This window comes from Allobosea spartocytisi, assembly GCF_014764685.1.
Lineage (GTDB): Bacteria > Pseudomonadota > Alphaproteobacteria > Rhizobiales > Beijerinckiaceae > Allobosea > Allobosea spartocytisi.
The window spans coordinates 455,804-468,696 of sequence record NZ_JACXWY010000002.1; the positions used below are offsets into that span (position 1 = coordinate 455,804).

The 12,893-nt window shown below is 66.8% G+C and carries 13 protein-coding genes; 11 read left to right on the plus strand and 2 right to left on the minus strand.

Features of this window, described 5'->3' with window-relative positions:
• Positions 1 to 47 precede the first annotated feature (47 nt).
• Together IED13_RS05000 and IED13_RS05005 are read left to right on the plus strand one after the other, a co-directional pair.
• Entirely contained in the window at positions 48 to 713 is a 666-nt protein-coding gene (locus IED13_RS05000; RefSeq protein ID WP_191123549.1) for a response regulator transcription factor, read from the plus strand.
• Entirely contained in the window at positions 706 to 2,064 is a 1,359-nt protein-coding gene (locus IED13_RS05005) for a sensor histidine kinase (protein WP_191123550.1), read from the plus strand. Before IED13_RS05000 ends, IED13_RS05005 begins: the two co-directional genes overlap by 8 nt.
• Before the next feature lie 21 nt (positions 2,065 to 2,085).
• Here IED13_RS05005 and IED13_RS05010 read toward each other — a convergent pair whose 3' ends face one another.
• A complete protein-coding gene (locus tag IED13_RS05010; RefSeq protein ID WP_248312446.1) occupies positions 2,086 to 3,234 on the minus strand; it encodes an acyl-CoA dehydrogenase family protein in 1,149 nt (382 codons plus the stop codon).
• Positions 3,235 to 3,244: 10 nt separating this feature from the next.
• Positions 3,245 to 4,408 carry a dihydrodipicolinate synthase family protein gene (locus IED13_RS05015; protein ID WP_191123551.1) on the minus strand — a complete coding sequence of 388 codons (1,164 nt, stop codon included), beginning with the start codon at positions 4,406 to 4,408 and terminating at the stop codon, positions 3,245 to 3,247.
• Positions 4,409 to 4,573: 165 nt separating this feature from the next.
• On the opposite strand from IED13_RS05015, the gene IED13_RS05020 reads away from it, so the two are divergent.
• The 9 genes from IED13_RS05020 (at position 4,574) to tam (ending at position 12,893) form a co-directional block, all read left to right on the plus strand.
• Positions 4,574 to 5,641 carry a LacI family DNA-binding transcriptional regulator gene (locus IED13_RS05020; protein ID WP_191123552.1) on the plus strand — a complete coding sequence of 356 codons (1,068 nt, stop codon included), beginning with the start codon at positions 4,574 to 4,576 and terminating at the stop codon, positions 5,639 to 5,641.
• Positions 5,642 to 5,662: 21 nt separating this feature from the next.
• Positions 5,663 to 7,255, plus strand: coding sequence for an acyl CoA:acetate/3-ketoacid CoA transferase (locus IED13_RS05025; protein ID WP_191123553.1), 1,593 nt, complete (start codon positions 5,663 to 5,665; stop codon positions 7,253 to 7,255).
• The gene (locus tag IED13_RS05030; protein WP_191123554.1) at positions 7,252 to 8,025 is read left to right on the plus strand and encodes an enoyl-CoA hydratase/isomerase family protein; all 774 of its coding nucleotides are present in this window, start codon (positions 7,252 to 7,254) and stop codon (positions 8,023 to 8,025) included. The genes IED13_RS05025 and IED13_RS05030 overlap by 4 nt, the downstream gene beginning before the upstream one ends.
• Before the next feature lies 1 nt (position 8,026).
• Positions 8,027 to 8,788, plus strand: coding sequence for a 3-ketoacyl-ACP reductase (locus IED13_RS05035; protein ID WP_191123555.1), 762 nt, complete (start codon positions 8,027 to 8,029; stop codon positions 8,786 to 8,788).
• A 111-nt stretch (positions 8,789 to 8,899) separates the two neighbouring features.
• A complete protein-coding gene (locus IED13_RS05040; RefSeq protein ID WP_191123556.1) occupies positions 8,900 to 9,568 on the plus strand; it encodes an amino acid ABC transporter permease in 669 nt (222 codons plus the stop codon).
• A gap of 9 nt (positions 9,569 to 9,577) precedes the next feature.
• A complete protein-coding gene (locus tag IED13_RS05045) occupies positions 9,578 to 10,228 on the plus strand; it encodes an amino acid ABC transporter permease (RefSeq protein WP_038367723.1) in 651 nt (216 codons plus the stop codon).
• 43 nt (positions 10,229 to 10,271) lie between these two features.
• Positions 10,272 to 11,108, plus strand: a complete 837-nt coding sequence (locus IED13_RS05050; protein WP_112762094.1) for a transporter substrate-binding domain-containing protein — start codon at positions 10,272 to 10,274, stop codon at positions 11,106 to 11,108.
• 146 nt (positions 11,109 to 11,254) lie between these two features.
• The gene (locus IED13_RS05055) at positions 11,255 to 11,986 is read left to right on the plus strand and encodes an amino acid ABC transporter ATP-binding protein (RefSeq protein ID WP_404801882.1); all 732 of its coding nucleotides are present in this window, start codon (positions 11,255 to 11,257) and stop codon (positions 11,984 to 11,986) included.
• 118 nt (positions 11,987 to 12,104) lie between these two features.
• Positions 12,105 to 12,893, plus strand: coding sequence for a trans-aconitate 2-methyltransferase (tam, locus tag IED13_RS05060; RefSeq protein ID WP_248312447.1), 789 nt, complete (start codon positions 12,105 to 12,107; stop codon positions 12,891 to 12,893).

A 12,893-nucleotide genomic window follows, 5' to 3' on the forward strand; every position in this document is an offset into this window, starting at 1 on the left:
TGCGGGACTGACTCCAGCCTGACTCGAAAAACTAGAGGCCGATCCGCTTGCGCGTGCTCGTCGTGGAAGACACCGCCGACATCGCCGAAGCCGTGGTGATGCGGCTCGAGAAGATCGGCCACGCCGTCGACTGGGAGCAGGACGGCACCACCGCCGCCGAGCTGCTGGCGGTGCAGGCCTATGACCTCGTCATCCTCGATCTCAGCCTGCCGGGGCAGGACGGCCTCTCCATCCTGCGCCAGATGCGGGCCCGCCGGCTGGCGACGCCCGTGCTGGTCCTGACGGCGCGCTCCGCCGTGGACGAGCGCATCGGGGCGCTCGATCTCGGTGCCGACGACTACCTGGTCAAGCCCTTCGACTATGGCGAGCTCGAAGCCCGCGCGCGGGCGCTGTTGCGGCGCAGCGCCGGCCAATCCGACAACATGCTGCGCGTCGGACCGCTCGCCATCGACCGGGCCGGGCGGGTCGCGAGCGTCGGCGACAGACCCCTCAACCTGACCCGCCGCGAATTGACCGTGCTCGAGATCCTCGCCGCGCGCCCGGAGCGGATCGTGCCCAAGGAGGAGCTGATCGAGCAGCTCTTCAACTTCGACCAGGAGGCGAGCCCCAACGCCGTCGAGCAGTTCGTCGCAAGGCTGCGGCGCAAGCTGGCCAACGCCCCGGTGGAGATCCGGACCCTGCGCGGACTGGGTTATCAGCTTGCGGTTGTCTGACCTTCGCCTGTCGCTGCGCTTCCGCATCATCGCCGTGCTGGCGGCGGTGCTGGCGGCTGGTGCGGTCGTGCTGGGTGCTGCCGCCTGGCATTCGTCCTCGCTCGCAGCCCAGCAGGCCTATGACCGTTTGCTGCGCGGCGGCGCGGTGCAGATCGCCGAGAACGTCTATGTCCAGGGTGGCGTCGTCACGGTCGAGCCGCCAGTCTCCACGATTGCGACGCTCGCCGATTACGATCTCGTCTTCTACAAGGTGGTCGATCCGCGCGGCATCGTCGTCGCCGGCTACGAGGATCTCGTATCGGACGCCGATCCGGTGGAGACCCGCGCTGGCGTCGTTCTCGAAGACGGCACCTATCAGGGCCAGCCGGTACGGATCGCGACGCTTGCCCGGCAGATCGACATGCCCGGAACCAACAACTGGTCGACGATCGTCGTGGCCCAGACGACCGACGCCCGGCGCGCACTGGCTCGCGATCTGACGCTCAAGGCGCTCGGCGTCATCGCCGTGATGAGCGTGCTCGCGCTGTTGGCGGCCGCCTATGCGGTGACGCTGGCGCTGAAGCCGCTGACCCGCATCGAGCGCGAGATCGCGAGCCGGCGCCCCGACGACCTGCGCCCGATCGAAGCGGAGCCGCCGCTTGAAATCCGCAATCTCGTTCAGGCCATCGACGACTTCATGCGGCGCCTCTCAGAGCGGATGGCGATCATGCAGCGCTTCATCGCCGATGCCGCCCATCAGATTCGTACGCCGCTGGCGGCGCTCGATGCGCAGGTCGAAATCCTGATCGGTACCCCCGCATCGCGGCGCAAGGCGGATACCGTCAAGCGCATCCATGAACGGACGGCGGAGCTCGGCCGTCTCACCGGGCAGCTCCTCGACCATGCGATGGTGATCCACCGCAAGGATGTCGCGGTTGCGGCCGCCGTCGATCTCAACCAGCTCGCCAAGGGCGTTCTGGCAAAGGCGGTTCCGCTGTCGTTGCCGCGCGAGGTCGACATCGCCTTCGTGCCGGCGGAGCAGGCGCCGATCGTCTCCGGCGACGCCGTCAGCCTGCGCGAGGCGCTGAGCAACCTGATCGACAACGCCTTACGGCATGGCGCCCGCAGCCGGCTCGTCGTGACGGTGGGCGCCGATGGGGACGCCGCCTGGATCGAGGTCGCCGATGACGGCGACGGCTTTGCCGCGCCGCTGGCCGAGTTCACGCGTCCCTTCGCCAAGGGGCCGGAGTCGAGCGGCTCGGGGCTCGGCCTCTCCATCGCCGCCGAGGTGGCGCTGGCTCACAAGGGCGAGCTGGCGCTGTCCCGCGACAGCACCATGACGCGCATCCGCCTGGTTCTCGCGCGTTCCTGACCCTGTCGCGGCGCCGAAGCGTCAGGCGCCGTTCCTGATCAATTCCTTGGCGATGATAGTGCGCTGGATCTGGTTGGTGCCCTCGTAGATCTGCGTGATCTTGGCGTCGCGATAGAGCCGCTCGACCTCGAAGCCGCGGATGTAGCCGGAGCCGCCGAAGACCTGCACGGCATTGGCCGTCTGCGCCACCGCCATGTCGCTGGCGAAGCATTTTGCCATTGAGGAGGCGGAGGTCGCGGGCTTGTCGTGGTCGATCAGCAGCGCGGCGCGCTCGACGAGGGCGCGGGCGGCGGCGATGTCCTTGGCCATGTCGGCCAGCAGCCATTGCAGACCCTGATTGTCGAGGATCGGCTTGCCGAACTGGCGCCGGTCGCGGGCATAGGCCAGCGCCGCCTCCAGCCCCGCCTGCGCGATGCCGACCGCCAGCGAGGCGATGCCGACGCGGCCCTTCTCCAGCACGCTCATCATGATGTGGAAGCCGCGCCCCTTCGGGCCGAGCAGAGCCTCGCGCGGCACCACGACGCCATCGAAATTGAGCGCGCCGACCTGGCTGGCGCGCTGGCCCATCTTGTGCTCCTTCGGCCCGCGCGAGACGCCCGGCGCATGCAGATCGACCAGGAAGATGCTCATGCCGCGATGGCCGGCGGCGGGATCGGTCGAGGCCAGCACGAAGCCGAGATCGGCGACCGGCGCGTTGTGGATCCAGAGCTTGCCGCCGTCGATGACATAGCCCTCGTCCGTCTCGCGCGCGATGGTGCGGACATTCGAGAGGTCGGAGCCGGCTTCGGCTTCCGTCAGGCAATAGGCGACGCGGGTCTTTCCAGCGAGGATGTCGGGCAGGTGCTTGAGCTGCTCGGGCGTGCCGTAGCGGGTCAGCAGCGTGCCGATCAACTCGACGAGACCGCATTGGTCGGCGACGGAGGCATAGCCGCGCGACAATTCCTCCATCACGATGGCATAGGCGTAGGTGTCGAGGCCGGCACCACCATGTGCCTCCGGCACGGTGATGCCGAACAGGCCGAGCGCGCCCATCTGGCGGTAAATCTCGGTGGGAAAGGTCTCGTCGCGGTCGAGATCGTTGGCGGCGGGCCTGACGATTTCCTCGGCGAAGCGCCGGGCGGTCTCACGGATCTGGTCGTAGATTTCGGCGTCGAGCAAGGGGGCGTGCATGGCTTCCTCCTCAGGCGACGCCGTTGAGGGCGCAGAGATGTGCCATGCGGCGCGCTGCCAATTCCGGCTCGAAGAACAGCCCGGACTGATCGGCGAGGCGGAAAAGATCGGCGTAATGCAGGATGCCGCGCGCGGATTCGGCGCCGCCGACCATGCGGAAATGGCTCTGGAAGCCGTTCAGCCAGGCGAGGAAGACGACGCCGCATTTGTAATGCTGCGTCGGCGCCTCGAAGAGCCGGCGCGAGAGCGCGACCGTGGGATCGAGGATCGCGTGGAAGCCGGCGCGATCCCCCGCCTCCAGCCTGGCGAAGGCAGCGGCTGCAGCCGGCGCGATCGGGTCGAAGATCCCCAGCAGGCCGTGCGAGAAGCCCTGCTCGTCGCCGCCGATCAGCTCCGCATAGTTGAAGTCGTCGCCGGTATACATGACCACGCCTTCCGGCAGGCGGCGGCGCATCTCGATCTCCTTGCCGGCATCGAGCAGCGAGATCTTGATGCCGTCGATCTTGTCGGCGTGCTCGCGGATCAGGGTGAGCACCGTCTCCATCGCCGGCTCGAAATCGCGGTTGCCCCAGTAGCCGGCGAGCGCCGGGTCGAACATCTCGCCGAGCCAGTGCAGGATCACCTTGCCGCGGCACTGCCGGATCAGGCGGCCATAGACGGCCAGATAGTCGTCCGGTCCCTTCGCGACGCGACAAAGCGCGCGGCTCGCCATCAGGATGATCTTGCCGCCGTGCTTCTCGACATGGCCGATCTGCTCTTCATAGGCGCGGATGACATCGTCGAGGCTGTGCGCGACCTGCGGGTCGAGCTGGTCGGTGCCGGCGCCGCAGGCGAGGTCGGCGCCGGGCGTCGCCTTGGCCTCGGCCAGCGAGCGGGCGATCAGTTCGGCGGCGTTGGGCCAGTCCAGCCCCATGCCGCGCTGGGAGGTGTCCATCGCCTCGGCGATCTTGAAGCCGAGGCCCCAGAGATGGCGGCGGAAGGCGAGCGTCGCATCCCAATCCACGGCCGGGACGCGCCAGGGCTCCTGCTGCTTCAGCGGGGCGGCGACGACATGGGCGGCGGCATAGACGGTGCGGATGCCATTGGCCGGGGCCGTGCGCGGAAAAGGCGAGGGCGGCGAAAGCCTGTAACGCTCGCTGCTGCCGTCCGAGCGGGGCAGGGTGATCTCGGCCATCGCTTCCTCCAAATCGTTTATTGGAACGTTCCAGTTTTAGAAACGTGTTTCGAGTCTTATACAGCCGACATAAATCCTTTGAAAGAGGATATTGATTGACTTATCATTCGCTGATAATGGAACGTTCCAAGAAAAGAACAGCGCGATGCGCCTAGGGATGAAACGATGCCGCAGCCGCAGGGCAGCAAGGGGCAAGATACCAAGAAGAAGGTGACGATCATCGAGATCGCGGACGCCGCCGGCGTCTCGAAATCGACGGTCTCGCTCGTCCTCACCGGCCGCGGCGCGGTCAAGCCCGAGACGCGCCAGCACGTCCTCGAGACGATGGGCCGGCTCGGCTACGTCTATAACCGCGGCGCCGCCAATCTGCGCAATGCGCAGTCTCGCATCGTCGGGCTCGTCCTCAACGATCTCTCCAACCCGTTCTTCGCCGAATTCGCCATCGGCGTGGAGAAGGTGCTGCAGATGGCGGGCTATGTCGCCTTCATGGCCAACACCGCCGAGAGCGTGGTGCGCCAGGAGCAGGTGATGCGGATGATGCGCGAGCACGGCGCTGGCGGCATCATCCTTTGCCCGGCGCTGGATACGCGGCCTGAGCATCTCGACTGGGTCAGGGCTGCCGGTACCGCCCTGCTGGTGGCGATCCGCCGCCTGCCGGATGTGGCTGTGAGCCATGTCGTGCCGGAAAATCTGGCGGGGGCGAGCCGCATCACCCGCCATCTCATCAATCTCGGCCATGAGCGCATCGCCTTTCTCGGCGGCATGCATTCGATGGTGGTGCGGCAGGAGCGGCATGGCGGCTTCCTCGCTGCGATGGAGGCGGCCGGGCGCAATGTCGATCCGGCGCTCAACCTCGAAAGCATGCCGACGCGCGATGGCGGCTTCGGCGCGATGAGCACTGTGCTCTCGCTCGCCGACCGGCCGACGGCGGTGGTCTGCTACAACGACGTCACCGCCATCGGCGCGATGCTGGCGGCGGCGCGCCACGGCCTCGTCGTCGGGCGCGATATCGCCATCGTCGGATTCGACGACACCAGCGAAGCCCGACATGTCTCGCCGGCTCTGACCACCGTCGCCGTCGATCCCGTGGGCTTGGGCGAGCGCGCCGCCGCGCTGCTGCTGAAGCAGATCAACGACCCCGCCGCGGAGCCCGAAAGCTTCATCGGCTCCGCCAACCTCGTCATCCGTGAATCCTGCGGCGCCTATCAGCGCGCGCTCGCCGCCGCCGGCTGAGACCTCGAAGAGATAAGAAACATGGCTTTTCCCCGCATCCTCTCCGCCGACGAAGCCGCCGCCCTGATCCCGGATGAGGCGATCGTCACGGTCTCCTCCTCCTCCGGCCTCGGCTGCCCGGACGCCGTGCTGGCGGCGATCGGCCGGCGCTTCGATGTATCCGGGCATCCGCGCAACCTGACGACACTGCATCCGATCGCGGCCGGCGACATGTGGGGCGTCAAGGGCGTCGACCACATCGCCAAGCCCGGCCTGCTGGCGCGGATCATGGGCGGCTCCTACCCCTCCGGCCCGTCCTCGGCCGAGCCGCCTGCGATCTGGAAGATGGTCACGGGCGATGAGATCCCGGCCTACAACATCCCGAGCGGCATCCTGTTCGACATGCACCGCGAAGCCGCCGCCAAGCGGCCGGGCGTGCTGACCAAGATCGGCATGGACACCTTCGTCGATCCCAAGCACCAGGGCTGCGCCATGAACGCGCGCGCCATGGCCGAGCCGATCGTGTCCCGCGTCGAGTTTGACGGCGAGGACTGGCTCTATTTCCGCAGCATCGTGCCACAAGTCGCGATCATCCGCGCCACCACAGCCGATGAGCGCGGCAACCTCTCCTACGAGCATGAAGGGGGCTTGCTCGGCCCGCTCGATCAGGCACTGGCCGTGCGCAACAATGGCGGCATCGTCATCGCGCAGGTGAAGCGCGTGGTCGAGGCCGGCAGCCTCAACACGCAAGCCGTCTTCGTGCCCGGCATTCTGGTCGATGCCATCGTGGTCGCGCCAGACCAGATGCAGACCACGCAGACTGTCTACGATCCCGCCATTTCCGGCGAGGTGCGCCGGCCGCTGTCGAGCTTCGAGACGCCGGCCTTCGACGTCGCCAAAGTGATCGCGCGTCGGGTCGCGCAGGAACTGCGTTACGGCGACGCGGTCAATATCGGCTTCGGCATCTCGGCCAATGTCCCGCGCATCCTGATTGAGGAAGGCCAGCACGGCGCCGTCACCTGGGTGATCGAGCAGGGCGCCGTCGGCGGCGTGCCGTTGCTCGAATTCCAGTTCGGCTGCGCCTCCAACGCCGAGGCGATCGTGCCTTCGCCCTACCAGTTTACCTATTTCCAGGGGGCGGGCTTCGACATGTCGCTGCTCTCCTTCCTGCAGATCGACAGGCAGGGCTGCGTCAACGTCTCCAAGCTTGGCGTGCGTCCGCATGTCACCGCTGGCGCCGGCGGCTTCATCGACATCACCGCCCGGGCCAAGCGCATCGTCTTCTCCGGCTATTTCAGCGCTGCGGCCAAGCTTGCCATCACTGAGGGCAAGCTCGTCATCGAGAAGGAAGGCAAGGTGAAGAAGCTGGTCGAAGCCGTTGAACATATTTCTTTCTCCGGCCCTCGTGCCGTCGCCCAGGGCCAGGACGTGACCTACATCACCGAGCGTTGCGTGATGAAACTGACGGCGGACGGCATCGCCGTCACCGAGATCGCGCCCGGCGTCGATCTTGAGCGCGACATTCTCGCTCAGAGCGAATTCCCGCTGCTGGTCCCGAAGCCGCCGAAGCTGATGGACGCCGCGCTCTTCGACGAGGCGCTGATCGGCCTCGAACTCCCCGCGAGGGCGGCATGAGCGATCCCGTCCGCCTCGACATCGCCTCGGGCATCGCGACGATCACGCTCGCCCGGCCGGAAAAGCTCAACGCGCTCGACGACGTCATGGTCGGCCTGCTCGGCCGCTTTGCTGACACCATTGACGCCGACCGCTCGGTCCGTGCCGTCATCCTGACGGCCGAGGGCAAGGCCTTCTGCGCCGGCGGCGACATCGTCGCCTGGGGCGGGCTGTCCCCGCTGGAGATGGGGCAGGGCTGGGTCCGCTCCGGCCATCGCGTCTTCGACAAGCTCGCCCGGATGAAGCCGCCGGTCATCGCCGCGATGAATGGCCACGCGCTCGGCGGCGGGCTCGAGCTCGCCGTTACCGCCGATATCCGCATCTGCGAGGCGCAGGCCAAGATCGGCCTGCCCGAGAGCGGGCTCGGCATGATTCCCGGCTGGTCGGGCACGCAGCGGTTGGTCAGGCGGCTCGGCGGGCAGGTGGCGCGCCGGCTTGCCTTGACCGGCGAGATCGTCACCGCCGAGACGGCGCTTTCGCTCGGCATCGTCGATCAGGTCGTGGAGAAGGGCGGGGCGCTCGCGGCCGCGCAGGCCATGGCCGAGCGCGTCACGGCACGCGGGCCGGTCGCGAATATCGTCGTCAAGCAGCTCATCAATGCGGCCGAGGGCGAGGACAGCGCCGCGATCATGGAGACGCTGGCGAGTTCGCTCGTCTCCTACACCGAGGATGTGAAGGAGGGCGTCGCGGCCTTCCAGCAGAAGCGCACGCCGCAATACCGGGGAGAATGAGATGAGCCGTCCCGTCGCCCTGATCACCGGCGCAAGGCGTGGCATCGGCCGCGCCATCGGCGTCGCGCTCGCCAAGGCGGGCCATGACATCGCCTTCACCGACATTGTCGAGGATGAGGCCGCGAGCGAGGCGTTGAAGCTCTTCGAGGCGGCGGGCGCTGCGGCTCGGTTCTTCAGGCACGATGTCGCGGCCGTTGCGAGCCATGCCGACCTCGTGGCGAACGTCAAACAGCGATGCGGCCGGCTCGATGTTTTCGTCTCGAATGCCGGCATCGGTGCGCCGGTGCGCGGTGACATGCTGGAGATCACGCCGCAGAGTTTCGACGTCGTCATGGACGTCAACCTGCGCGGCGCCGCCTTCCTGAGCCAGGAGGTGGCCAAGACCATGCTCGCGGACAGGCCGGAACGCCCGGCCATCGTCTTCATCACCTCGGCCTCGACCGAGCTGGTCTCGATCGACCGGGCGCAGTACTGCGTCTCCAAGCTCGGCCTCTCGATGTGGGCGAAGGCGCTCGCCGTCAGGCTCGCGCCGGAGGGCATCCCGGTCTTCGAGGTCAGGCCGGGCGTGATCCGCACTGACATGACCGCAAAGGTCGCCGCGAAATACGATGCGCGCATCGCCGAGGGGTTGATTCCCGCCGGCCGCTGGGGCGAGGGCGAAGATGTCGCAGCGGTCGTCGCCGCCCTGACGGGTGGACAGTTCGCCTATGCGACTGGAACAGTGATCAACGCCGATGGCGGCTTGCTGATTCCGCGATTGTAGGGATTCTGCTGCGGCCCCGGGCGAGAACCGGCGGCCCGGCCGGCCGGGAGGATTGATGAGGAAGGCATATGAAGGCAGCCCTGCTTTCGCCACCCGGAACGGGCGGCCCGCATGAGCTATGAATTCGATTTCGCCGATGTCTTCTCGGCATGGCCCGAGCTGCTGCAGGGGCTGCTCAATTCGCTGGTCCTGTCGGCACTGGCGATGGCGATCGGCATGGTGGTTTCGGTCGCCGGCGCGCTCGGCAAGACTTCGGGGCCGAAATGGCTGGTCCGGATCATCGACGAATATATCGAGCTGATCCGCAACACGCCCTTCCTGATCCAGATCTTTATGATCTATTTCGGCCTGCCCTCGATGGGCCTGAAGATGTCCTCGAACACGGCGGCGCTGCTGGCGCTGGTGGTGAATGTTGGCGCCTATGGCATCGAGATCATCCGCGCCGGCATCGAGAGCATCCAGAAGGGCCAGGTCGAGGCGGGCAAGTCGCTGGGCATGCGCCCGCTCCAGATCTTCCGCTACATCATCCTGAAGCCGGCGATCCAGGCGATCTACCCTTCGCTGACCAGCCAGTTCATCCTGCTGATGCTGAACACCAGCGTCTGCTCGGCGATCGCGGCGAGCGAATTGACGGCGGTGGCGGGCGACATCCAGTCGCGCACCTTCCGCAGCTTCGAGGTCTATTTCGTCGCCACCTGCCTGTATCTCGGCCTCTCCGTCTTCTTCTGGACGGTCTTCGCCGGGATCGAACGCGCCTTCCTGCGCAAGCCAACCCGGTGAGGTGACGACATGCGCACACTCGGATCAGGCGACATCATCTACATCATCATGGCGGTGCGCTGGACGCTGCTGCTCTCGCTCGTCGCCTTTCTCGGCGGCGCGCTGGGCGGGGCGCTGGTGGCGCTCGCCCGCAGCGGCGAATACAAATGGCTGCGCTTCGCCTCGGCTGGCTACATCAAGCTCTTCCAGGGCACGCCGCTGCTGATGCAGCTCTTCCTCGCCTTCTTCGTGCCCGGGCTGTTCGGCTGGTCGGTCGACCCCTGGACGGCGGCGGCGCTCGGCCTGTCGCTGCATGCCAGCGCCTTCCTCGGCGAGATCTGGCGCGGCGCCATCGAGGTCGTGCCGCGCGGACAATGGGAAGCGGCGACCTCGCTGGGCCTGCGCTACTGGCCGAAGATGATGCTCGTCATCGCGCCGCAGGCCGTCCGCATCGCAATTCCCCCGACGATCGGCTTCCTGGTGCAGCTCATCAAGGGCACCTCGCTCGCCTCGATCATCGGCTTCGTCGAGCTGACACGCGCGGCGCAGATCATCAACAACGCGACCTTCCGGCCGTTCACGGTCTTCGCGCTCGTCGCGCTGCTCTATTACGTCATCTGCAGGCCGCTCTCGGCCTACAGCAAAAGGATGGAGCAAAAGCTCCTCGTCGCCGCCCGCTGAAGGCGGCGATGCAATTCAGCCTGTCCCAGAGGAGAACGTCCCCATGTCCCTGTTTAAATCGATTTGCCGCCGCGGCCTCGGCACGCTGGTCTTCGCCGGCCTTGCCGCCGCCGCGCTCAACGTCGCCCCGGCGCAGGCCGCTACCCCTGACGAGATCAAGGCCCGCGGCAAGCTGATGGTCGGCGTGCTGACCGACTACCCGCCCTTCGGCGGCACCGACGCCCAGCAGCAGCCGGCCGGCTACGACGCCGATGTCGCGGCGCTGATGGCCAAGGCGCTCGGCGTCAAGCTCGAGCTCGTCCCGGTCACCGGCCCGAACCGCATCCCTTATCTGCTGACCAACAAGGTCGACCTGTTGATCGCCACCTTCGGCATCACCCCCGAGCGCCAGAAGCAGGTGCTGTTCTCCAACCCCTACAGCACGCTGACGATCTATGTGCTGGCTCCCAAGAGCGTGAACGTCAAGGCGCCGGAGGATCTGAAGAACGTCACGATCAGCGTCGCGCGCGCCTCGACGCAGGACATCGCGATCAGCAATGTCGCCCCTCCCGGTACCCCGCTGAAGCGCTATGACGACGACGCCACCGCCCTGCAGGCCCTGATCTCCGGGCAGGTCCAGGGCATGGGCGCCAGCAACACCATCCTCGCCCAGCTCAACAAGGATTATCCGCAGCTCGGCATCGAACCCAAGATCACGCTCAAGGAACAGGCCAACGGCATGGCCTTCCGCAAGGCCGATACCGCGCTGGCCGAGTTCTCGAACAAGTTCATCGCCGAGATCGAGGGCAACGGCGAACTGTCCAAGATCAACCAGAAATGGTTCGGCATGCCGCTGCCCAAGCTGCCGCCGATGCCGCAGTTCGAAGGCACCAAGTGGTGATCGCTCACGGGGCCTGACGGCTTCCGAAACCGGATGCGCCCGGTCCTGTGCCGGGCGCATCTCCAATCGAACCAGAACGGCTTTTGCAGATGTCCGCGACCGCTCCCTCCGCCGGCGACCATGAGATCGGCGACGTGATCATCGAGATGCGTCATGTCGACAAATTCTATGGCGACTTCCATGTGCTGCGCGATATCGACCTCACCGTCTCGCGCGGCGAGCGCATCGTCATCTGCGGGCCCTCCGGCTCGGGCAAGTCGACCCTGATCCGCTGCCTGAACCAGCTCGAGGAGCATCAGAAGGGCGATATCGTCATCGACGGCACGACGGTCCATGCCGGGCTGAAGGGCATCGAGGACATCCGCCGCGAGATCGGCATGGTCTTCCAGAGCTTCAACCTGTTCCCGCATCTGACCGCGCTGGAGAACTGCACGCTGGCGCCGATGAAGGTGCGCGGCATTGCGAGGGCTGAGGCCGAGGCGAACGCCCGCAGGATCCTGGAGCGCGTCCATATCCCGGAGCAGGCCAACAAATATCCGGTCCAGCTCTCCGGCGGCCAGCAGCAGCGCGTCGCCATCGCTCGCTCGCTCTGCATGAACCCCAAGATCATGCTGTTCGACGAGCCGACTTCGGCGCTCGACCCCGAAATGGTCAGCGAGGTGCTCGACGTTATGGTCGAGCTCGCCGAGAGCGGCATGACCATGCTCTGCGTCACCCATGAGATGGGCTTTGCCCGCAAGGTCGCCGACCGGGTGATCTTCATGGACGCTGGCGAGATCGTCGAGGTCGCGCCGCCCGAATCGTTCTTCTCGGCGCCGCAGAACGAGCGCACCCGCAAATTCCTCGGCCAGATCCTGAAGCACGGCGAGAGCCACTGAGCGGCGAACCGCGCCCGAAGAACACGGCGCTGCGATATCGGGCTGGACACGGCATGCGGCCCGCTATTGTAGAGTGCGCCGCCGTCCCATGGCGGCGCAGCAGGGAATGGAATGCGACATGTCTGCCAAAGCCGACTGGGATGCCAATCAGTATCTGCGCTTCGAGGACGAGCGGACGCGCCCGCCGCTCGATCTGATCCAGCGCGTCGGGCTTCGGGCGCCGACGCGGTGCATCGATCTCGGCTGCGGCCCCGGCAACAGCACGGAGCTCGTCGCGGCCCGCTTTCCCGATGCCGAGGTGACGGGGCTCGATTCCTCGCCCGACATGATCGAAAAGGCGCGCAAGCGCTTGCCGCAGCTCTCCTTCGTGCTGGCGAATCTCGATGATTGGTCGGCCGGCCCTGACTACGATTTGATCTTCGCCAATGCGGTGCTGCAATGGCTGCCGGACCATGCGAGCCTGTTTCCCCGGCTCGCGGGTGCGCTGAAGCCCGGCGGCCAGCTCGCCGTGCAGATGCCGAACAATCTCGCCGAGCCCTCTCACGTCGCCATGGCCGAGACCGCGGCGGAAGGGCCCTGGGCGGGGCGTCTCGTCGAGGCCGCCGCAGCGCGGGCGCCGATGGGCAGTTTCTCTGATTATCGCCGCTGGCTCGCGGAGGCCGGCTGCACCGTCGATCTCTGGCAGACCACCTATGTCCACGCGCTGGCTGGCCATGACGCGATCGTCGAATGGTTCAAGAGCACTGCTCTGAAGCCCTATCTCGACCCGCTGCCTGCGGATGAGCGCGAGGGCTTCCTCGCACGCTACAAGGAGCGGATCGCGCCCGCCTATCCGGTCGAGCCGGACGGCAAGGTGCTGCTGCGCTTCCCCCGCCTGTTCATCCTCGCGACCAGGGCCGGGGCCTGA